General features: G+C 65.8%; 19 protein-coding genes. 4 read left to right on the top strand and 15 right to left on the bottom strand.

The annotated features are described in order from the left end of the window. Positions 1-3: 3 nt before the first annotated feature. From tssG to ACWIGM_RS18405, 8 genes are all read right to left on the bottom strand, one after another. Entirely contained in the window at positions 4-1,089 is a 1,086-nt protein-coding gene (gene tssG / locus ACWIGM_RS18440; protein WP_454027405.1) for a type VI secretion system baseplate subunit TssG, read from the bottom strand. Beyond that, positions 1,086-3,047, bottom strand: coding sequence for a type VI secretion system baseplate subunit TssF (tssF, locus tag ACWIGM_RS18435; protein WP_454027404.1), 1,962 nt, complete (start codon positions 3,045-3,047; stop codon positions 1,086-1,088). The genes tssG and tssF overlap by 4 nt, the downstream gene beginning before the upstream one ends. Before the next feature lie 6 nt (positions 3,048-3,053). Beyond that, a complete protein-coding gene (locus ACWIGM_RS18430; RefSeq protein WP_454027403.1) occupies positions 3,054-3,602 on the bottom strand; it encodes a type VI secretion system baseplate subunit TssE in 549 nt (182 codons plus the stop codon). Positions 3,603-3,771: 169 nt separating this feature from the next. Next, complete coding sequence (locus ACWIGM_RS18425) at positions 3,772-4,257, bottom strand: Hcp family type VI secretion system effector (protein ID WP_454027402.1); 486 nt, start codon at positions 4,255-4,257, stop codon at positions 3,772-3,774. A gap of 155 nt (positions 4,258-4,412) precedes the next feature. Continuing rightward, positions 4,413-5,915: a type VI secretion system contractile sheath large subunit gene (gene tssC, locus ACWIGM_RS18420; RefSeq protein ID WP_454027401.1), complete on the bottom strand. Its 1,503-nt coding sequence runs from the start codon at positions 5,913-5,915 to the stop codon at positions 4,413-4,415. Between the two features lie 11 nt (positions 5,916-5,926). Then, a complete protein-coding gene (gene tssB, locus ACWIGM_RS18415) occupies positions 5,927-6,463 on the bottom strand; it encodes a type VI secretion system contractile sheath small subunit (RefSeq protein ID WP_454027400.1) in 537 nt (178 codons plus the stop codon). A 222-nt stretch (positions 6,464-6,685) separates the two neighbouring features. Beyond that, the gene (locus tag ACWIGM_RS18410; protein ID WP_454027399.1) at positions 6,686-8,188 is read right to left on the bottom strand and encodes a type VI secretion system protein TssA; all 1,503 of its coding nucleotides are present in this window, start codon (positions 8,186-8,188) and stop codon (positions 6,686-6,688) included. A 44-nt stretch (positions 8,189-8,232) separates the two neighbouring features. Beyond that, positions 8,233-8,778 carry an OmpA family protein gene (locus ACWIGM_RS18405; RefSeq protein WP_454027398.1) on the bottom strand — a complete coding sequence of 182 codons (546 nt, stop codon included), beginning with the start codon at positions 8,776-8,778 and terminating at the stop codon, positions 8,233-8,235. 115 nt (positions 8,779-8,893) lie between these two features. On the opposite strand from ACWIGM_RS18405, the gene ACWIGM_RS18400 reads away from it, so the two are divergent. From ACWIGM_RS18400 to tagH, 3 genes are read left to right on the top strand one after another with little or no spacing between them, the layout of a single operon-like run. Further along, positions 8,894-10,756, top strand: coding sequence for a type VI secretion system Vgr family protein (locus ACWIGM_RS18400; RefSeq protein WP_454027397.1), 1,863 nt, complete (start codon positions 8,894-8,896; stop codon positions 10,754-10,756). A gap of 7 nt (positions 10,757-10,763) precedes the next feature. After that, entirely contained in the window at positions 10,764-11,321 is a 558-nt protein-coding gene (locus ACWIGM_RS18395; RefSeq protein WP_454027396.1) for a DUF6931 family protein, read from the top strand. Between the two features lie 60 nt (positions 11,322-11,381). Continuing rightward, a complete protein-coding gene (tagH, locus tag ACWIGM_RS18390; RefSeq protein WP_454027395.1) occupies positions 11,382-12,755 on the top strand; it encodes a type VI secretion system-associated FHA domain protein TagH in 1,374 nt (457 codons plus the stop codon). A gap of 9 nt (positions 12,756-12,764) precedes the next feature. On the opposite strand, the gene ACWIGM_RS18385 is transcribed toward tagH, so the two are convergent. The 6 genes from ACWIGM_RS18385 to ACWIGM_RS18360 form a co-directional block, all read right to left on the bottom strand. Further along, positions 12,765-13,454: an ABC transporter ATP-binding protein gene (locus ACWIGM_RS18385; RefSeq protein WP_454027394.1), complete on the bottom strand. Its 690-nt coding sequence runs from the start codon at positions 13,452-13,454 to the stop codon at positions 12,765-12,767. A gap of 11 nt (positions 13,455-13,465) precedes the next feature. Beyond that, the gene (locus ACWIGM_RS18380; RefSeq protein ID WP_454027393.1) at positions 13,466-14,758 is read right to left on the bottom strand and encodes a lipoprotein-releasing ABC transporter permease subunit; all 1,293 of its coding nucleotides are present in this window, start codon (positions 14,756-14,758) and stop codon (positions 13,466-13,468) included. Positions 14,759-14,774: 16 nt separating this feature from the next. Continuing rightward, positions 14,775-16,118 (bottom strand): proline--tRNA ligase, encoded by a 1,344-nt coding sequence (proS, locus tag ACWIGM_RS18375; RefSeq protein WP_454027392.1) that lies wholly within the window; start codon positions 16,116-16,118, stop codon positions 14,775-14,777. Positions 16,119-16,259: 141 nt separating this feature from the next. After that, entirely contained in the window at positions 16,260-16,760 is a 501-nt protein-coding gene (gene coaD / locus ACWIGM_RS18370; RefSeq protein ID WP_454028021.1) for a pantetheine-phosphate adenylyltransferase, read from the bottom strand. A 39-nt stretch (positions 16,761-16,799) separates the two neighbouring features. After that, positions 16,800-18,938: a methyl-accepting chemotaxis protein gene (locus ACWIGM_RS18365; RefSeq protein ID WP_454027391.1), complete on the bottom strand. Its 2,139-nt coding sequence runs from the start codon at positions 18,936-18,938 to the stop codon at positions 16,800-16,802. A gap of 89 nt (positions 18,939-19,027) precedes the next feature. After that, on the bottom strand, positions 19,028-19,159 hold the full coding sequence (locus ACWIGM_RS18360) for a hypothetical protein (protein WP_454027390.1): 132 nt from the start codon (positions 19,157-19,159) through the stop codon (positions 19,028-19,030). Positions 19,160-19,349: 190 nt separating this feature from the next. On the opposite strand from ACWIGM_RS18360, the gene ACWIGM_RS18355 reads away from it, so the two are divergent. Beyond that, complete coding sequence (locus ACWIGM_RS18355) at positions 19,350-21,215, top strand: ABC-F family ATP-binding cassette domain-containing protein (protein ID WP_454027389.1); 1,866 nt, start codon at positions 19,350-19,352, stop codon at positions 21,213-21,215. A 6-nt stretch (positions 21,216-21,221) separates the two neighbouring features. Here ACWIGM_RS18355 and ACWIGM_RS18350 read toward each other — a convergent pair whose 3' ends face one another. Continuing rightward, the gene (locus ACWIGM_RS18350) at positions 21,222-21,704 is read right to left on the bottom strand and encodes a DUF2314 domain-containing protein (RefSeq protein ID WP_454027388.1); all 483 of its coding nucleotides are present in this window, start codon (positions 21,702-21,704) and stop codon (positions 21,222-21,224) included. Between the last annotated feature and the right edge of the window lie 108 nt (positions 21,705-21,812).

Genomic DNA, 21,812 nt, shown 5'->3' with positions numbered 1-21,812 from the left:
TCCTTATCGTCGGTTCTGTGTCTGCTGGCTGCGCTTCAGCCGCATGCGCTCGGCGGGGTGGAAACGGGCGTCCTGGCGCAGACTGCCGTCAGGCACGTTCCAGTTGGGCGAGATCCAGCTCGACCAGCCGAGCGCGCCGGAACGGCCGAGCTGCATCGGCCTGACCTTGCCGACCGGCAAAGCGAGCTCGACATCCCATTCGAACTGCTCGCCGAGATAGAAGAACACCGCGTCGGCCAGTGGCTCGCAGCGATCGCCATTCGGCAGGAAGCGGTTGAACTGCTCGAGGTCGCGCGCGACCAGCTTGACCCGGAACTTGTCCTCGACGCTGTAGACGCTGGCGCCGAGCAGGACGTTGCTCCCCAAGGCGCACTGGCCGCGGCCGAGCCTGGTCCGGTCTTCGGGGTCGAAGACCAGCCGCATGCCGACGAATTGCTCGACCTCGACCTCGATGTCGAAGAGCCCCGCGAGCAGGCTGCGCAGGCGCGAGGCCGACTTGGCCTGCGCGCCGGCAAGACCGGCATGGGCCAGCTTCTCCGGGTCGGGAACGCTGTCGCGGCTCTGATAGGGCTTGGAACCCAAGCCGACCATGCTGCCGACATAGGCGATGAAGCGGTCCTTGTCGGGCCGATCATGCTGCGCAATCGGCCGGGAATCGGCCCAGGCCCGATAGAAGAGCTGCAGGAAGCGGTTGTTGAAGATATCCAGGAAGCGCGGGAAGGCGTCGTCGCGCACGAGCTGCCAGTGATAGCTCTCCTCGGTCGTCGCCAGCGGCAGTGCGCCCTGCGGGCCGAGCAGGCCGAGGAACTTGACGAACAGCCGCAGGCGCCCCTGCAGATCGCGATCGGCCTCGGCGAAGGTCGAGGCCGGGAAATCCATATAGGCCTGCTCGCCGAGCGCGACGTATTCGTCGCGCCTGGCTGCGACATCGCCGATGCGCTCGTGCTCCGGAAAGCTGCGCTCGATCCGGCGCAACACCGCATAGAAGTCGTGCCGCCAGGGTTCGGCCCGCAGCCCTTCGATAAAGGGCGGCTCGACGCGCAGCTCGTCGAGCGCAGCCGGCGGCGGCAATGGAGCGGTCTCGTTCACAGGATGCGCCTCGTGCCCGCACGCGGCGGAAAGCGCATAACCTCGCCGCGTTCGACGGTGCGGATCACCGTCTGGGTGAAATGGTTCATCGCAGCATACTCGGCGAAGAAGCGGTCGAGGATCGCGCCGAGCAGGAAGACGCCGCTGCCCTCGAAAGCCTTCTCGTCGAGCACGACCGTGATCTCGAGCCCACGAGCGGCTCCCGTTCCGGCCCGCTGCGGGAAACGCCGGATGACGGGGCGGCTGTCGACGCTCTTGATGCCGCGGATGCGGCGCTCGGTGGCGCTGTCGGCAAGGTCAGCAAAGAGCGAGAGCATCTCGCGCAGGGCTTCGGCGTTCTCGCCGGCTCCACGCTGGACGAGGCCGAGATGGTTGAGGCTGAGCATATTGATCAGCCGCCAGGTGACCACGCCGGTGCTCGCCGTCTCGGAGCGGAGCCTGAGCTGCGAGACAATCGGCTCGCGCGGCGGCGTCGGCCCGGCCAGGCAGGTCACGTCGAGCACGACATTGTCGATCAGGCGGAAATCGGCGCCACCGATGCCGGTCGGCAGATGCTCGGTGAGATGGCGATTGGAACACAGTGCGCGGATGCTGAGCTCGGCGACCGCAGCGGCATCGGTCACCGTCGCCGGCTCGTAGAGCGAAATGAACATCTCGGTGCCGGTGTAGTCGGACGCCCGCCCCTCGCGGCGCTCGGCGGCGGAACGCCGGCGCGGCAGTCGTCTTTGGGTATAGAGCAGCCCATGGGTCGGCGAGGCGCCCTCGGGCGAGGAATAGAGGGGGTGGACAGGCTGCTTGTCGCGGCCGCCGGTATAATGCGCATAGACGTCGAGGATCGAGTGCGGCTCATAGTCAAGCATGCGGCTGCGATCGGGCACGACATGGTATTCGTGCTCGTTCCGGCGCACCGGGATGCGGTCGCTGGTCTTCTCGAACAGATTGACCGCCGGCGCGGCGTAAAGTGCGAACATCTCGCGCTGGACCGCCGCCGGCAGGCGCGTGTTGAGCTCGTCGAAGACCAGGATGACATCGACCGTCTTGGCCTTCAGTCGCGACATCACCTTGTCGAGACCCGCCAGCTTGAAGCCGAGGAATTTGCGCGGGAACCAGAACTGCTCGCGCAGCAAATCGAAGCCGCGGAAGATCCTCGTATCGGCCGGCAGCAGCGCCTCGTCTTCGTCGAAGCCGATCTGCTCCAGCAAGCATTCCGCCCCCGACACGACCACCGGATCGCCGAACTCGTCGAGATAACGAAAATAGATGCCGAGGCGGTCGGCGAAGATCTGCTCATAGAGCGCGATCGCATCGGCTTCCGTGCCGAGCAGATGCACCGTGAGGTCACGAGTCTTGCAGCCGGCAAACCAGCTGTTCGGCAGCTTGCTCGCCTGCTCCGGCGACGGCTCCTCGGCAGGGTCGCTGGCGATGCGATGGGTCAGCGACAAGCGCAGTCCCGAAAGCACCCGCCCATCGGCTGGAAGCCCCAGTGCCTGCAGCCGGCCGGGCGCGGCGATGTACTCGGCCGAAGCGACGTCGAACGGCCAGAGCGTCACGGCTGAACCCAGCCGATAGCGGCAGGCGACGCGCCGGTCGCGCTCGACATAGGTCGCGTCGAGATAAGCGCCGCGCGGCACCTCGACACCCTCGCGCAGGGCCGGATCGCCATAGGTCGGCGCGATGCCGGCGAGGAGCGCAGACGGCGTCGGCGCCAGATAGTTCGGGATGAGCTGCTCGAGCAGGTTGTTGGTGAATTCCGGGAACTCGTGCTTGAGCTTGAGCTGCACCCGCGCGGCAAGGAAGGCGGCGCCCTCGAGCAAGCCACCGACCATCGGGTCCATGCGCTCGCCGACGAGCCCACCGAGCCGTTCGGCGATCCCGGGATATTCCTCGGCGAACTCCTTCGTGTGCTCGGTGAAGAGCCTCAGTTCACGATTGTAGAAGTCGAGGAATTCCTGGTTCATGACGCGCTATCTGTTCTTGATCGCGATCTTGCCGGTGTCGAGCTCGACATCGGCGACGAATTGCACGGGAATGTTGAGCGGCTCGCAATTGAGATCGGCCCGGACGATGAAGCGGATCTTCAACTCGGCCTTGTCGAGCTCCTCATCGCGCTCGACGATGATCGACTGCTTCAGCAGCCTCGGCTCATAGGCGAGCAGCACCTGCGCCAGCTCGTTCTTGATCGAACCGACCCGGTGTTCGTCGATCGACTTGTTCTGGACGTCCGGGAAGCCATGGTTGAGCACGGAACGGCGAATGTGCTCGAAACGCGACAGGTCGGTCGATGAGCCGAAATTGATCGTGTTGACCAGGGCCTCGAGATCGATCGCGATCTCCTGCCGCAGCTTGCTTTCGGTGATCGCGGCCCGCTGCGCCGCACGGCGGCCGGCGACGACCCGTTCACCGCCCGAGTCGCGCAGATCGAGATGAACCTTGGCGTCCTTGGCACGATGCGCCTCGCGGAAGGCGAACATCAGCGGCGGGCGCAACCGGTTCTTGACCTTGGGATCGACCATGCGCGCTTTCCCAAATCCAGCTGCTCAAAGCGATGGACTCCCGCCGATTGCGCTGCAACCGCCTGGGAGTCCGTTCCAACCTGAACCAAGCCCGGCGTCGCAGATCGAGACTGCGGCGCCGGAGGTCTTCCGGCCGGGCCGCCGAAGCGAGCCCGGCCGCAGTAACATATCAGAAGGTCTTGTTTTCCTTGAGGTTCCAGGTGCCCGTGACGGCCGAGCCGAGCGAGCCATCCTGCTTCTGCGGCTTGTACTCGAACTTGATCTTGGCGAAGTTCAGCGAGAACTGGTCAGTCGGGACCGGGTTGCCGCCGGTCGAGTCGCCGGACTGGTAGCTCGACACCAGCAGATCCTCGAGCGTCACCGTATAGAATTCCTGCTGATCCTTGCCCTGCTTGCGGACGAACAACACGGCCTTCTTGATGTGCTCGCCAGTGGCGCATTTCAGCATCAGGGTCGCCGACGCCTTGTTGACGTTGGACGTGCAGTGCAGGTCCTGGAAGCTCGCCTTGCCGGAGCCGCCGCCACCGCCGGCCGCATGCGAGCCGGAGTTGCTGACGCCCCAGGAGAAGGATTCGATCTCGATCGTTTCCTTGTGCTTGTGGTCGTTGCTTTCGCCCTTGATGCCGTCGATCTCGAGCAGGAAGTCGCTAGCCATGGTGCTCTCCAATTGTTGGCTGTGTGAGGTGATTTAGGCATAGAACTCGCGTCGCCTGGAGAGCTCCCCCCATGCGTCGCCACTCTCCCTGCGCGGCGAGCGCAGGGCCAACTGTCATCCTGGGTGTCCTGCGCGCCGCGGAGCGCGCCCGGGTCTCAGGTCTTGGGCGCCGGCAGGCGCGAGACAAGGCTCAGGCCGATATCCATGCCCTCGAGCTGGAAGTGCGGCCGGAGGTAGAACTTGGCCGAATAGTAGCCGGGGTTCTCCTCGTCCTCGAAGACGTCGATGCGCGCTTCGGACAGGGGCTTGCGCGCCTTCGTCTCCTCGCTGGAGTTCAGCGGATCACCGTCGACATATTCGGTGATCCACTCCTGCAGCCAGCGACGCAGGGGTTCGCGCTCCTTGTAGGAGCCGACCTTGTCGCGGACCATGCACTTCAGATAGTGCGCGAAGCGCGACACGGCGAACATGTAGGGCAGGCGCGAGGACAGGTTGTCGGAGGCGGTCGCTGCGACGCCGTCGGGCCCGAAGAAGGCCTTGGGCTTGTAGAGCGACTGCGCACCGATGAAGGCCGCCTTGTCCGTGTTCTTGCGATGGATCAGCGGGATCAGGCCGGACTTGGCCAGTTCCGCCTCACGACGATCGCTGATCGCGATCTCGGTCGGGCACTTCAGGTCGACGCCGCCATCATCCGTCGGGAAGGTGTGCGTCGGCAGGTTGAGCACCTCGCCGCCCGACTGGACACCGCGAATGCGGGTGCACCAGCCATACTCCTTGAAGGCTCGGTTGATGTTCACCGCCATGGCATAGGCAGCGTTCATCCAGGCGTATTTCTCGCCCTTGTGGCCGTCGGTGTCCTCCTCGAAGGCGAACTCCTCGACCGGCTCCGACTTGGCCCCGTAGGGCACCCGTGAGAGCACGCGCGGCAGGCACAGCCCAACATAGCGGGAGTCGGCCGCGTCGCGCAGCCCCTTCCAGGCCGCATAGTCCGGCGTGTCGAAGACCTTGCCGAGATCGCGCGGATTGGAGAGCTCCGTCCAGGAGTCCATGCCCATCAGGTTCGGGTCGGCGCCGGTGAAGAACGGCGCGTGGGCGGCAGCAGCAACTTTCGACAGGTCGCGCAGCAACTGCACATCGGTAGGCACGTGGCTGAAGTGATAGTCGCCGACCAGCGCACCGAAGGGCTGGCCACCGAGCTGACCGAACTCCTGCTCGTAGATCTGCTTGAACAGCGGGCTCTGATCCCAGCGTGCGCCGGGATAAGTCTTCAGATTGCGATAGAGCTCGCTCTTGCCGACATTCATCACCTTGATCTTCAGCTGCGAGTCGGTCTCGGAGTTGAAGACGAGATAGTTGAGGCCGCGCCAGGCGCTCTCGAGCTTCTGGAACTCCGGCGCATGCAGCACCTCGTTCATCTGCTCCGAAAGCTTCGCGTCGAGCCGGGCGATCATCTCCTCGATCGTGTCGAGCACGTCGCCTTTGATCAGCGTCTGGTCTGCGAGCGCCTGGTTGACCAGGGTCGCGACCGCGTTCTCGACCTCGGTCGCCGCCCGTTCGGTCTTCGGCTTGAAGCTCTGCTTCAGGAGAGCCGAAAAGTCGTCGGCATCTCGCGTTTCAGCAGTTGCCGCGCCGGGTTGTTGGATCTGTGCTTCCGCCATGGCCGCCTCGCTCAACCGTTGCTGTCCTGCTTGTCGTCACCAGCCGGCTTTTCGCCGAGCTTGTCCTTCAGCGCCGCCATCAATTGCGGATCCGCCAGCAGAGCCTTGATCTGGTCGCTGGCCGCCATCTTGCCGTCCATGTAGCGCAGCAGGTTGGCGAGCTGCTCGCGCGCCTCCAGCAGCTTGGCCGTCGCCGGTATCTGGCGGGCGATCGCAGCCGGATTGAAATCGTCGTACTTCTTGAATTTCAGCGAGACCGAGAGCTTGTCTCCCCCCTCGCCGCCGAGCTTGTTCGGCACGGCAAAGGCGGCGCCCGGCTCGATTGCGGCCATACGCTGATCGAAATTGTCCATGTCGACGTCGAGGAACTTGCGCTCGCCGATATCGGGCTTCTCGACCGCCGAGGCATTGCCCGAGAGATCGGCGAGGACGCCCATCACGAAGGGCAGCTCGACCTTCTGATCAGCGTTATAGGGGTCCTCGTAGGTGATATGGACCCGCGGCGGCCTGTTACGGCGAATGAATTTCTGCCCCGAATCTCCGGCCATGACGGCGCCCCTTCCTCTAGAGGCATCACGCAAGGAGAGCGTGATACCACGCCAACGATCCAGCTCGCTATACCATACACACTTGCCGATCGCTTGACAGTTCTCGTCGAACTGCTCGCATCGGCCAGGTGAGATCCAGCCAGCTGAGGTTTGCAGGCGGATGACGTCGCCGTCTCCACCGGACGAATGAGGCGCGGCGTTCCATCAGTGGACCGTCGCGCCCTATTCGTCGCTGCTCTGCCTTATGCCGACGTCAGGGAGGATATCGCCGAGGAGCGACAGAAAATCTTGCTGTGCCAGCCCGCAGGCCTTGTCCATCAGCAGGGGGACCGGATTGGAGGGCTCGGCGTGGCGGTAGAAGGCAGCGACGGCCTTCATCCGCGCGACGGCCTCGACACGGCTCGCGACGGCGATCGCCGGCACGGGTGCGGCTGCCGATACGCTCGTCCCGGGCTCGCTCTGCGCTTCCGGCTGCTCGCTTTCGGTCGCGTCGTCGGGCCCATCGGCCTCGGCGCCGTCCGCTTCCTCGGTCACACCGTCTTCGGCGCTCGCCTCCTCGTCATAGGACGAGCTCTCCTCGTCGCCATCGGACGAATAGCCCTCATCGGAGCCGCTACCGTCGTCGCTGCTACCGCTGTCGTAACCGTCGCCACCGAGACGCTCCAATGGCAGCTGGTACTTCGTGTCGTTGCCGATCTCGAGCATCGCCTTGTCGACGTGCTCCGGGAACATGATCTGGATCACCTCGATCAGCGACTTGCCGATCAGGCGCTGCGCCTGGCCGATCAATAGCACCGCCGGGCTCGACGGCTCGATCCGCCGGAAATAGGCAAGACAACCGGCGAGCGCGGCCTGCGCCTCCGCGACAGAGGCGCAGGCCCCGGCCGGGATGGTGACCTGCGCGACCGTGACCGTACCGGCGGCGCCAGCAGGCGTTCCGGCGGCTGCCGCCCCCTGCTCGCCCGGGGCACGGCGCTCGATCGCGGCTTCGAGAAAGCTGATGATCTGCCCCACCAGGCCGGCGAGGCGCGGAAAGGTCACGGCCTGATCGGCTCCGAGGCGCTCGCTCCAGATTGCTCGCAGCCGGGTGAGCGCGTCGCGGATGGCGCCGACATGGCCGAGCATTGCCGTCAGGTCGGAGAGCTCCGCCTCCTTCAGTGCGGCGGCGATCCCTCCGGCATCCGGGTGCTGCTCGTCCTCGCCGGCGCGCAACTCGCCCAAGGCGATGAGCTGGCTACGAAAGGCCACTGGCCCCAGCCGCTTGCTCATGAAGATCGGCGCATGCTGCAACGGCAGGACGATGGTGGCGTTCTCGTCGAGCCCCTGCAACGCGACTTCACGCATGATGAAATCGCCATCCTCGGCCCTGGGATAGACCTCGTCCCAATAGTCGCCGAGATGGCTGGTGATCAGCCCGAGGCTCGCGGCAAAGCCGGCGATGTCGCGGTTGAGCAGACAGAGCTTGCCCGCCAGGACGAAGCCGCGCAGGTCACGGCTCTGCTTCAGGATCTTGCCGAGATCGCCGAAGGCTGCCGGAAAATCAATCGCACTGCGATCGAACGGAATCTGCCTCCCTTCGTCGTCGCGGCGGAAATAGGATGTCGGCAGCGCCACCTCGAGGCGCGCCAGGACATTCATGCTGTCCGGGTCGGCGTCCGGATCGGAACCGCAAGGATCATCGGCCGAAACCGGCTTCGCCAGATCAGCAAAATTGAGCGCGGCCATGCCCCCTCACGGTCGATCGAGAATACGGGCCCGGCCGCCTGGCCTCATTCCACCTGCAGCCTTGTCTCGACCCGACGATTATCGGCCGAGAACTTGTCGGTGGAGAGCGGCTTGGTCTGGCCGTAGCCGCGTGGCACGAGCTTGGCGGTATCGACGCCGCGATCGCTGAGATAGCGCACGACGGCCTTGGCCCGACGCTCCGACAGGCTCAGATTATAGTCGGCTGTGCCGCTGGCGTCGGTGTGCCCCTCGACCAGAAAGTTGCTGGTCGAAAGCTGCGGATCCTTCAAGGCCTTGGCGAACTCGTCGAGGTTCACCCTGGCCTCGGGCTCGAGCACGTCGGAGTTGTACTTGAACTTGACGACGAGATCGAAGGCGGTCGGCGGCTTCACGACGTGACCAGCCTTGCTGCATTCGGCTTCAGTGCCGACGCACAAACCACGCGACACGCCGAGGTTCGGCTTGCCGGCGCCGAAGTGCTTGACGATATCATCCGCCTTGTAGGCCTGTGCCTGCGCGGAAAACGGCGACAGGGCGCAGAAGCCTGCGGCAAGAGCGGCACTAACCATGACAAGGGCCTGCTTGCGCACGGTCTTCCTCCCGTTTAGGTTCGCTGAGGCGGTTGAAGACTGACGGCGTAAATATGCCTCGCAGCGTTTGCTGCGTCAATAGTCGTCTCTTGTCGCAAGCCACGAGGTTTGGTTGATGCCCGCCGCCCTTGGACAATCGAAAAGACTTGCGTCCTTTACGACACCGACAGGACAAGATGTCTTTTCGCTTCTCAAATTTGAGGCACGAGAAGCTCTGAGCGAATTGTTCGCTTATCAGATCGAGGCTGTAAGTAATTCTCGCGGCGACGATCTTCAAAACTTAATTGGCGAAAAATGCCACATCAAGATGACGTTGAAGAACGGTGAGGACCGGATCTTCAACGGCGTCCTGGTCGAGGCACAGTGGCTTGGCCGGGAGAAGGATCTCGACCATTACCGGTTCGTGCTGCGGCCCTGGCTCTGGCTGCTTTCGCAGCGTTCGGATTGCCGCATCTTCAAGAACAAGACGGCGCTCGACATCATCAAGACGATCTTCGGCAAGGAAGACAAGGCGAGCTTCGAGGACCGCGTCAGCGAAGCTCCGCCGGAGATCGACTATTGCGTGCAGTATCGCGAGTCCGATCTCGACTTCGTCCTGCGCCTGATGGAGAAGTACGGCATCTACTATTACTTCAAGCATACCGAGGGCGATCACAAGCTGGTCCTGTCGGATGCCCGCAGCTCGCATGACGCGGTCACTCCCGCGGCCGAACCGACCTTCGGCGCAGCCCTCAGCGCCTATCCTTTCATGCCGACCGACGGGGCGCAGCGCCGCCATATCGAACATCTGACGCAATGGACGGCGCAGCGGCGGCTGCGGACCGGCAAGGTCGAGCTCAAGGACTACGATTTCGAGAAATCCACCTCGGACCTGACGGCGCGCGCCGAAGACGGCTTCCCGCGCACCAAATCCTACGAGGCCTTCGACTATCCCGGCGCCTATCTCGACCGCGGCAAGGGCGAGAAGCTCGCCCGCATCCAGGTCCAGGCCGAGCAGGCGCAGGACGAGCGGCGGCTCGCCGTCGGCGAGGCTCCCAGCCTCAACCCCGGCACCCTGATGACGCTGACCGACCATCCCGTCGGCTCGGAGGATGCGGAGTTCCTCGTGGTGCGGGCGACGCACAGCTATGGCGTGCAGAGCTACCGTTCCTCGAAGCGCAGCGACCAGGCGATCTACCACGGCTCCTATGAACTGCAGAAAGCCACCAAGCGCTTCCGCGCCCCGCAGGTGACGCCCTCCCCGCTCCATATTGGTCCCGACACCGCCAAGGTGGTCGGCGAGAAGAACAAAGGCGAGGAAGGCGACATCGACGTCGACAAATACGGTCGCGTCTGGCTGCGTTTCCACTGGGACCGCGAGAAGGATTCGACCTCCTGCCGCGTCCGCGTGGCGCAGGCCTGGTCCGGCAAGAACTGGGGCGGGCAGATCATCCCGCGCATCGGCCAGGAAGTCGTCGTCTCCTATATCGGCGGCGACCCCGACCGGCCGATCATCACAGGCGCGGTGGTCAACGACCAGCACATGCCGCCCTACGACCTGCCGGCCAACAAGACCCAGTCCGGCCTGAAGTCCGAATCGACCGATGGCGGTGGCAAGTCGGGCAAGTTCAACGAGATCAAGTTCGAGGACCTCGCCGGCAAGGAGGTCTTCTCCATGCAGGCCGAACGGGACCACAAGACCGAGGTCTTCAACCTCGAGACCCGCGACGTCGGCAAGAATTTCGAGGGCGGCCCAACCGATTTCGCCCGCACGACGCAGATCCTGAGCGGCAGCGACAAGCTGCACGTCAAGCAGGGCAAGCGCTATGTCGAGGCGGCGCTCGAGATCAAGCTGGTTTGCGGTCAGAGCGAGATCACGATGACCCCGACCGACATCACCATCACCTCGCCAATGATAAAGGTGGAAAGCACCGCGAAGACCGAGATCAATGGCGGCGGCATGACCATCATCACCGGCGGCGTCGTGAAGATCAACTGAGGCCGCGATGTCGAAGCTTCGTTTCAGCACGGCACTGCAGGTCTTCGAGGCCTTTCCGACTGCCCGGCAGGTCATCGCGACCGCGCCGACCACCGAGCCTCCCCTGACCTTCCTGCGCAGGCTCGTCGCGTCCGGCGAGCACAAGGACGCGATCGGCTTCTGCGCCTTCCTGATGCCCCGACGCGAGACGGTCTGGTGGGCGCTGCAGAGCGTCCAGCGCATGCAGCCGGCCGGAACGCTGCCCGACCCCGCCCTCAACGCGGCCGAGGCCTGGGTGCGCGACCCGACCGACGAGACGCGCCGGGCCGCATTGGCGCTCGGCGAAAGCGGCCATCATGCCAGCCTGGGAACCTGGGTCGCGCTGGCGGCCGGCTACTCCGGCGGCAGCATGGTTTCGACCCATGCCGTGCCCTGCCCGCCGGACCTGACGGCCAAGACCGCACGGATCGCGGTGTTAACCGCACTCGGACGGGTGCCCGAGCCCGAGCGCGATGCCACATTGCGAAATTGCATCGAAGCATGCATTCGTCTGGTCGATGACGAAAGCGGCAGAACGAGAGCGTAGCATAGCCCCGGCGCCGATGCGGCAGCCGGAGTTCGGCCACAACGAAGCGGGCGGCCCGACATGGCGCTGACGCTGACGATCGAGAATCAGGCCTCGTTGCCCGATGGCGGACCGCTGAGCGTATCGCTGAGCGGCGGGCGCGGGCTCGACATCGGCCGCGACCAGCATCTCGACTGGTGCCTGCCGGATCCGAGTCGCGCCATCTCCGGCCGCCATTGCGAGATCCGCTTCAACGACAACGCCTATTGGCTGCGCGACATCTCGACCAATGGCACCTTCGTCAACGGCGCCGCCTATCGCGTGCAGTCGCCCTATCGGCTGCAGCATGGCGACCGGCTCGAGATCGGCCACTACATCATCGCCGTCGCGATCGACGAGGCGGAACGTGGAGCTGCGGTTCAGACCGGGCAACCGGCGATGCCGCCACCGCCCGGCGAATCTCTCTGGGAATCGAACGGCGACGAGGCGCCGCCGATCGCCCGCCGCGACCTGATCCCGCCGCAGAAATACCAGCCGGTGCATGCGCCGTTCATCGACTGGGCGGCAGATATCCCGACACCGGCAGAGCCGGCCCAGGTCTTTGTCTCACCGCCGGCTGCGCCACCACCATCATCGCGACCGGACGAGTTCGCGTGGGCACCTTACCAGGAGCCGACGGCGCCGGCGCCCGAGCCGATCGCGCCGATCCCGACGCCGCGCCGGCCGCCTTCAGCCGGCTCCGCCGGCACACCATGGGACGAAGCACCGGCGGAGTCGCCGCCGCGCCCGAGCTTCGATGCGCCCTATGAGCCGGCACCGCGACCTGTCGTCCCTCCGCCTCCTCCGATGGCTGCTCCCATGGGCGCTCCGGCGATCTCGCCCGGCGAATTCATCGCCCGTTTCGCCCGCGGCGCCGGGCTACCGGTCGACGAGCTGTCCTGGCAGGATCCTGGCGCCTTCGCCGAGCAGACCGGCGCGCTGATGCGCCTGATCGCCATCGAGCTGAAGGCGCTGCTGGCGGCGCGGGCCGAGAGCAAGCGCATCGCGCGCAGCTCCAACCAGACGATGATCCAGGCGCAGGACAACAATCCGCTGAAGTTCTCACCGACGATCGAGGACGCGCTGAAGCTGATCTTCGGCCGGCCGACCAGCGGCTATCTCAACGCGCAGAAGGCGTTCGAGGAGAGCTTCAAGGATCTCAAGATCCATCAGATCAAGACCTATTCGGCGATGCAGCACGCGCTGCGCATGCTGGTCGAGGACCTCGATCCGCAGGCGGTCGCCGAGAGTCTCGACGCCGGACGCGGGCTCGATGGCCTGCTCTCCTCGCGCAAGGGCAAGCTCTGGGATGCCTATGTCGCGCGCTGGGAAGCGAAGACCGCTCCTTACGAGGACGGGCTGGTCGACGCCTTCATGCTCTATTTCGCCGAGTGCTACGACCGCGGCGGGCGCTGAGCCAAAAGCTCAGGCCAGCGGCACCACCATCCCGTCGCGGATCGTGACTTGCCTGTCCATACGCCGGGCAAGGTCGAGGTTGTGGGTCGCGATCAGCGCGGCCAGGCCCGAGGCGCGCGCCAGTGCCACCAGCGTGTTGAAGACGTGCAGCGAGGTGTGCGGATCGAGATTGCCGGTCGGCTCGTCGGCCAGCAGCACGCGCGGTGCATTGGCGACGGCGCGGCCGATCGCGACGCGCTGCTGCTCGCCGCCCGATAACTCGCCCGGCAGATGGTCGAGCCGCTCGCCGAGCCCGAGGAAGCTCAGAAGCTCGGTCGCGCGCGATTCCGCCTCGGCCTTGCCGAGGCCGCGGATGCGCTGCGGCAGCACGACGTTCTCCAGCGCGGTGAACTCCGGCAGGAGATGGTGGAACTGGTAGACGAAGCCGATCTCGGTGCGCCGCAGCCGGGTCAGGCCCTTGTCATCGAGCTGCGAGGTCGGCACGCCGCCGATAAAGACCTCGCCGCCATCGGGGCTCTCGAGCAGGCCAGCGACGTGCAGCAAGGTCGACTTGCCGGTGCCGCTCGGGGCGACCAGCGCCACGAGCTCGCCCGGCCAGATCGCGAAATCGGCCTTGCGCAGCACCTCGAGCGGGCCGTCGGTCTGGGGATAGTAGCGCTCGATCTGGGAGAGGAAGAGCGCCGGGGTCTCGGTTGCCATCGGTTGCGCCCTCACCCCATCCGCAAGGCTTTGACGGGGTCGAGCCGCGCCGCCTTCCAGGCCGGATAGAGCGTCGCCAGCAGTGACAGGATGAGCGTCATCATCACCACGGCGGCGACTTCGCGCCAGTCGATCACAGAGGGGATGTCGCTGAGGAAGCGCACGGTCGGGTCCCAGGGGTTGACGCCCAGGAGGCTGCTCAGCCCCTTGTTGATGGTCTGAATGTTCTTGGCGAAGGTGATGCCGAGGATAAACCCGGCCAAGGTCCCGAACACGCCGATCGCCGCGCCCGTGATCAGGAACACCCGCAGCACGGTGCCGCGCGAGGCGCCCATGGTGCGCATGATCGCGATGTCCTCGGTCTTGTCCTTCACCAGCATGATCAGGCCGGAGACGATGTTGAGGGTCGCGACCAGCACGATCAGGGTCAGGATGATGAACATCACATTGCGCTCGACCTCGAGCGCATTGAAGAAGGTGCGGTTGCGCTGGCGCCAGTCGGACAGCACCAGCGGGCGCGGCGCATCCTGCTCGATCCGGTCGCGCACGGTCTGCGTCTGGTCGGGATCGTTGATGAAGATCTCGATGACGTTCACGTCGCCGTCGCGATTGAAATAGGCCTGGGCCTCGCCGAGCGGCATGAAGACGAAGGAGGCGTCGAACTCCGACATGCCGATCTCGAAGATCGCCGTGACCGGATAGGCCTTGATCCGTGGCGCCGTGCCGAACGGCGTCGAGGCGCCGCGCGGGGTGACGATGGTGATGGTGTCGCCCACCTGCAAGCCGAGCGAGCCCGCGAGCCGCCGGCCGATCGCGACGCCATTAGCCGAGGTGAAGCCGTCGAGCGTGCCCTGGCGGACATTGCCCGCGATGAAGGGGATCGACTTGATGTCGTTTTCCGAGATGCCACGGACCAGGACGCCGCCATTGCCGACCTGCGAAGAGGCGAGCGCCTGGCCTTCGACCAGCGGGATCGCCAGCTTGATGCCCTGGACCTGGCGCAGCCTGGCCGCGACCTGCTCGTAATCGTCGAGCGGCCGGTCGATCGGGGTTGCGAAGATGTGGCCGTTGACGCCGACGATCTTCTCCAGCAGCTCCTTGCGGAAGCCGTTCATCACCGACATCACGATGATCAGCGTGGCGACGCCGAGCAGGATGCCGAGGAACGAGAAGCCGGCGATGACCGAGACGAAGCCTTCGCGCCGGCGCGTGCGCAGATAGCGGCCGGCGAGCAGCCATTCAAAGCCGGCAAAGGGCTTCGTGCCGGTCGGCACGCTCTCCCGAGCCTCGGCGACGGCGCTCATGACCGCCCTCCTCCGCTCACGCGTTCGTCTCCGCGCCCTTGCCCGGGAAGCGCGCCAGCGCCGCCTCGAGCGAGACCAGTTCGCGCTCGCCTCCGGCGCGGCGCTTGAGCTCGACCTTGCCCTCGGCCAGCCCCTTCGGGCCGACGATGATCTGCCAGGGGATGCCGATCAGGTCGGCAGTGGCGAACTTGCCGCCCGGGCGCTCGTCGCGATCGTCATAGGCCATGTCGTAGCCCTTGGCGGCGAGCCCCTTGTAGAGCTGCTCGCAGGCGCCGTCGGTCGCGGCATCGCCGGTCTTGAGGTTGAGCACGGCGATGTCGAAGGGCGCGATCTCGTCGGGCCAGACGATGCCGCCCTCGTCATGACCGGCCTCGATCAGCGCGGCGACGAGACGGCTCGGGCCGATGCCGTAGGAGCCCATATGGACCGGCACCAGTTGCCCGTCGGGGCCGGCGACGGTCGCACCCATCGGTTCGGAATACTTGGTGCCGAAATAGAAGATATGGCCGACTTCGATACCCCGGGCCGAGACCTGCTTGTCGGCAGGCATGGCCTCGAAGGCCGCCTTGTCGTGCATCTCCTCGGTCGCGGCGTAGAGGCTCGTCCACTTGTCGACGACGCCCTGCAGGCCTTCGATGCTGTCGAAATCGGTGTCGACCGCGGGCGTCGCGAAGTCGAGATAATCCTTGTGGCAGAAGACCTCGCTCTCGCCGGTCGAGGCGAGCACGATGAACTCGTGGCTGAGGTCACCGCCGATCGGGCCGGTGTCGGCGCGCATCGGGATCGCCTTCAGACCGAGCCGGGCGAAGGTGCGCAAATAGGCGGTGAACATGCGGTTATAGGCATGGCGGGCGCCGGCCTGGTCGAGATCGAAGGAATAAGCGTCCTTCATCAGGAATTCGCGGCCGCGCATCACGCCGAAGCGCGGGCGGACCTCGTCCCGGAACTTCCACTGGATGTGGTAGAGGTTGAGCGGCAGGTCCTTGTAGGACTTGACGTAGGAGCGGAAGATCTCGGTGACCATCTCCTCATTGGTCGGCCCGTACAGCATCTCGCGATCATGCCGGTCCTTGATGCGCAGCATCTCCTTGCCATAGGCGTCGTAGCGCCCGCTCTCGCGCCAGAGATCGGCCGACTGGATCGTCGGCATCAGAATCTCAATCGCCCCCGCGCGGTTCTGCTCCTCGCGCACCACGGCGCTGATCTTGTTGAGCACTCTGAGGCCGAGCGGCAGCCAGGAATAGATGCCGGCCGACTGCTGGCGGATCATGCCGGCGCGCAGCATCAGCCGGTGCGAGACGATCTCCGCCTCCTTGGGCGTATCGCGCAGGATCGGCAGGAAATAGCGGGACAGGCGCATCGGAACACTCGTTGGAGGACGATGCGCCGGGACCGCGCACCGATTCAGATTAGTCCAGAGACACCATCGGCGTTTGCAAATTGCAAACGCTAATGCACATCGCCATCAGGCAAATGCACATAGACGGCGTTTGCGCAGGCGTCAGTGCTTGGCGAACTTCGCCTTCAGCCTGTCGCTGACAACAGGCGGAACGAAGGCGGAGACGTCGCCGCCCATCGAGGCGACCTGGCGCACCAGCGTCGCGGTGATGTGACGGGCCGGTGGCGTCGCCGGCAGGAACACCGTCTGCAGTGCGGGGACCATGGTGTGGTTCATGCCGGCAAGCTGCATCTCGTAGTCGAGATCGGTACCGTCGCGCAGGCCGCGCACCAGGATGGTAGCACCGAGCCGCCGCGCCGCGTCGATGGCGAGGTCGTCGAAGGTGACGACCTCGAGCTTCGTCCCCGATGCGAGCTCGATCGGGCCGCAGACCTCGCGCAGCAATGCGGCGCGCTCCTCGGCCGTGAAGATCGGCGTCTTGCCGGGATGGATGCCGATGGCGAGGATCAGCCTGTCGCACAGCCGGCAGGCGGCCTCGATCATATCGACATGGCCGTTGGTGACGGGGTCGAAGGACCCGGCATAGAAGGCGGTGTGGCTCATGCCCTGAGCGTTAGCCAACACGGGCTCCGGCGACAAGCTCTAGGCGACGCGCAGCTCGCCGATGACATGATCGACGCGCGCATTCAGCGCCTGGGCCAGCTCAGTCAATTCGCTCGCAGCCTTCAGCACCGCGTCGGACGCGCCGGCGGTGTTGCGCGAGGCGAGCGCGACCTGGCTGGTGGCCTGCCCGATCAGGACGATCTCCTGCGTCGCGGCGAGCACGTCGGCGGCGATGGCGTGGGCCGCCTCATGCTGGCGCAGCATGGTCTGGCTGGTGCGGCGCGTCGCCTCGTTCAGATCCTGCACCAGAGCGCGAATGCCGGCGATTCCTTCGACCGTCGCGGCGGTCGCGTGGTTCATCGCCTCGATCTGGCGGGCGATGTCCTGTGTGGCCGTCGCCGTTTGCGTCGCCAGCGATTTCACCTCGTTGGCGACGACGGCAAAACCCTTGCCCGCCTCGCCGGCGCGAGCCGCCTCGATGGTGGCGTTGAGCGCGAGCAGGTTGGTCTGGCCGGCGATCGCCGAGATCAACCCGACCACCTCCGACACACGGGCTGCGCCGTTGGAGAGGCCATCGACGATCCGGCTTACCGAATCCGCGTGCTGGCGCGCGTGGCCGGCGGTCGCATCCGAAGAGCGCACCTCCTCGGCCAGAGCGTCGACGGCGCCGAGCAGATCCTGCGCCGCGCGCTCGATCGACCTGACGCTGCGGATCGCATTGCCGGTCGCACCATCGGTATCGGTAGCGCCGGCCTGAGTCTCGCGCGCGCCTTCCGCGAGCTGATGTGCCGTCATGCCCAGGGTTTCGGCAGAAACCGAAACGGACGCCGAGACGGTCCGCACCGACTCCTCGAGCTCGCCCGCCAGTTCGTTCAGCAAGGCGCGCCGATGCTGCTCGGCCTCGGCCCGGCGCGTATCCTGCTCTATCTCCCGCCGGCTAGCTTCGCCGCGCAGGGTTTCGCGGATCAGCTCGATCGACTTGGCGATACCGCCAATCTCGTCGCGACGCTGGGCACCGGGAATTTCTTCTTCGGTCCGCCCTGCGGCGACGCCCGCGAGCCTGTCCGAGAGTCTGGCGATCGGGCGCGCCACCGACCAGCCGAGCAGGATCGCGATGCCGAACAGCGGCAACAGCACCAGCAGGCCTGCCGAAACGACGGCGCTGCGGATCGTGCCGACCACGGCGAAGGCGCTCTCCTCCGGTGCGGTCAGCCAGAGCAGCCAGCGCCAATCGCCGATCACCACCTCCTCGCCGCTCGCGACGAGCCGCTGGCCGTCGTGGCTGGTCATGCGGATAAGCGCATTCTCCGGCTGCGCGGCGAGCCGGGTCCGGTCGAGCGTCTCCCGCGGCGAAGCCCCGTTGCGCCGGGCCGCAGGGTTCGAGCGCATGAATCCGTCGGAGCCGATCACGAAAATCCGCTCGGCGCTGGAGCCGACCGGGTTGAAGGCCAGCACATCGTCGATCAGATGCGTATCGACGGCGATGACGATCGTCCCGACCTGCTCGCCCCCGCCTGCCTCGGCGTCGTAGAAGGGCGCTGCCAGGAAAGCGCGCGGATCACCGCCAACCGGATTGTAAGGGGCAAAATCGAGCACCACCTGCTCGCCGGCGGGCTTGCCCCGCGCCAGCTCGACGGATCGGGCGAGGCCGGTGACGGCGAGATCCTCGTCGCTGAGCAGGCGGCCGAACTCAGGGCCCTTGGTGACGCTGTAGACCACCCTGCCCTTGCGCGAAACCAGGTAGATGTCGGCGTAGTTGAACTGCTTCAGCGCCGCCGAATAGGTCTCGTGGATCGGCACATGGCGCCAGGAATAGCCGTGCTGATGCTCGCGGCCGCTGCGGGCGATGCGTTCGGCCAGGGGCAGCGAGCCATCGCCCTGATAATAGCCGAGGATGCTGCGGTAATCGTGCTGGCCGAGTTCCATCCATTTGCCGATCTCGTCGAGCGCAGAGACAGTGAAGGCACTGCGGGCCTGGACGGCGAGTTCGGCGCGCAGCTGGGACCAGCGCCGCTCGATGGCACGGACATGACTTTCGGCCAGGGCATGCATGCGCTCGCGCACGGCGCCGTGCGCCCAGCTCGATACGGCGAGATAGGCGGCCGAGCCCACCGCCAGTGCAGCCAGTAGCGCCAGGGCCAACATGGCGACCGGAAGCCTGATCCTGAGGCTGAACACGAATCAGGTCTCCGCCCGACGTCGACTGGGTCGAAACAGCCAACACGAGCGCGGTTAACGTTGCTTGAAGCGCGAAACGCGCCGCAACCTCACATAGCGCCGGGTAGCGGCGCCAGGGCGGCGAGGGCAGCGGCACTGCCCAGGACCAGAGCGAGCAGCGCGACGACGACGGCTGCGAGCGATACCCGGCGCGGGCGCCGGACCAGAGAGCCGATCTGCATGGATGCTCTTTGCGAATCAGTGGGTTACTTGGCTCCCTGCATGCCGGGACCGCCCGGCCATGCCGTGGCGGAAACATGGAGAAACCGTGGCCTGCCCCAAAGGCAGCCATCCTCTCGCGCACCGCCTCGGCAATTTCCCGCCTTCCTGCCGTTTCCAGCGAGGGCGAAAGCGCGCTAAACCCCGCCCGCCATGCTGACCCTCAATGACATTACCTATCGCCTCGGCGAGCGCCTGCTGCTCGACAAGGCCAGTGCCTTCCTCCCCACCGGCTCGCGCGTCGGCCTCGTCGGCCGCAACGGCACCGGCAAGACGACGCTGTTCCGGATCATCACCGGCGATCTCTCGCCGGAGGGCGGCAACGTCGCCCTGCCAAAGGGCATGCGCATCGGCGGGGTGGCGCAAGAGGCTCCGGGCGGGCCCGAAACGCTGATCGAGGTCGTGCTCGCAGCCGACACCGAGCGCGCCGCGCTGATGAAGGAAGCGCAGAGCGCGACTGATCCGATGCGGATCGCCGAGATCGAGACCAGACTCGCCGATATCGGCGCGCATTCCGCCCCAGCCCGCGCTGCGACCGTGCTGCACGGCCTCGGCTTCGACGAGGCGGCGCAGCAACGCCCCTGCTCCGACTATTCCGGCGGCTGGCGCATGCGCGTCGCGCTCGCGGCCGTACTGTTCTCCGAGCCCGACCTCCTGCTGCTCGACGAGCCGACCAACTATCTCGACCTCGAAGGCACGCTCTGGCTCTACGACTATCTCGAGCGCTACCCGCATACCGTGCTGGTCGTCAGCCACGACCGCGAACTGCTCGACACCTGCGTCGACCACATCCTGCATCTCGATCAGGGCAAGCTGACGATCTATCGCGGCGGCTACAGTGCTTTCGAGAAGCTCCGGGCCGAGAAGCAGGCGCATCTCGCCAAGGCACGCGAAAAGCAGGAGGCCGAGCGCAAGCACCTGCAATCCTTCGTCGACCGCTTCAAGGCAAAGGCCTCGAAGGCCAGCCAGGCACAGTCGCGCGTCAAGCGACTGGAGAAGATGCAGGAGATCGCGGTCATCCAGGATCGCGATGTCCAGCCCTTCAATTTCCCCGCACCGGAGCGGCCGCTCTCGCCGCCGATGATCGTGCTGGAGAGCGCCAGCGCCGGCTATGGTGAGCGCAAGGTGCTGCAGCGCCTCAACCTGACGCTGGCGCCGGACGATCGCATCGCCCTGCTCGGAGCAAACGGCAACGGCAAGTCGACCTTCTGCAAGCTGATAGGCGGGCGCCTTGCGCCGCTGTCAGGTGAGATGCGGCGCTCGTCCAAACTGGAGACGGCCTATTTCGCCCAGCACCAGCTCGACGAATTGCGGATGGAAGACACGCCGGTCGGTCATATCCGCGAGTTGATGCCGGATGCACCGGAAGCGCGGGTGCGGGCGCGCACCGCACAGGTCGGCTTCCCCGCCAACAAGGCCGACACCCCGGTCAAGAACCTGTCCGGTGGCGAAAAGGCCCGGCTGATGCTCGGCATCGCCACCTTCGGCGGCCCGCATCTGCTCATTCTCGACGAGCCGACCAACCATCTCGACATCGACAGCCGCACCGCCCTCGTCAACGCGATCAACGACTATCCCGGCGCCGTCATCCTGGTCAGCCACGATCGCTTCCTAATCGAGGCCTGCGCCGACCGGCTCTGGCTGGTCGGGGACGGCACCGTGAAGAGCTTCGACGGCGATATGGACGATTATCGCGACTTCGTTCTCGGTCGCGACAAGCCGGTCCAGCGCAACAAGGCGGATACGGACGGCGCGAGCAAGGCCGACGAGCGCAAGGGCGCGGCAGCGAAGCGTCAGGCACAGGGACCGCTCCGGCAGAAGCTCAACCTCGCCGAGGCGCGCATCGCCAAGCTGACCGGGCTGATCGAGAAGGTCGACGGCGCGCTCGCCAACGGCGCCTTCTCCCGCGAGCCCGAGAAGGCGCTGCAGCTCTCGCGCCAGCGCGGCGAATTGACCGAGGCGCTGGCGGCGGCCGAGGAGGAATGGCTGATGCTGAGCGAGGAGCTGGAAAGCGCCTGAGCCCCCTCAGGGCAGCGGCGCGAGGTTGAGGCCGAGCTCCTTAACCTGCGTCGGGGTGAGCTTCTTGATCGCGACACGGGTGGTGTAGCTGCCGTGCATCTGGCCGCCCGACATGTAGTTCCAGTCGCTGACCATCGCGCTGCCAGCGCGGTAGCTGTCGCCCCGGTTCAGATTGTCGAGATGGACGGGATCGTTCGCGATCCTGCCGATGAAGACATCGCCTTCGACGGCGGTCAGGTTCATCCAGATGTGCTCGCGCCCGCGATCATAGGGAATCGCGACCTTCACGGCATGACGTTCGCCCTTGCCGCCGCGATAAAGCGCGAGGAAGTCCGGCAGCGTCTTGCGGGCCTCGGCGATCGCGCGGTTCATCTCGCGGTCGGAGGAGCGGAAATCAACCACCTGCGCCGCTACTGGCAAGGCCATGAGCGCAGCGCCCATGAGCCCCAGGCCGGCGAACACCGCCCGTTTCTGCCTTTGAACCTGCATCTCGACACTCCCGCCTCGGCGCCTTGCCCGTTCCGACCAACTCGCAAACGCGCGGATTGATCGAACGGTTGCCTTGGCCACGTCAGAGACAGATTCCCGGCCGAGGGC

Source organism: Allobosea sp. NPDC055332, from assembly GCF_053645455.1.
Note: the sequence above shows the minus strand (reverse complement) of the source record. Positions and strands in the feature narration are given on the sequence as shown.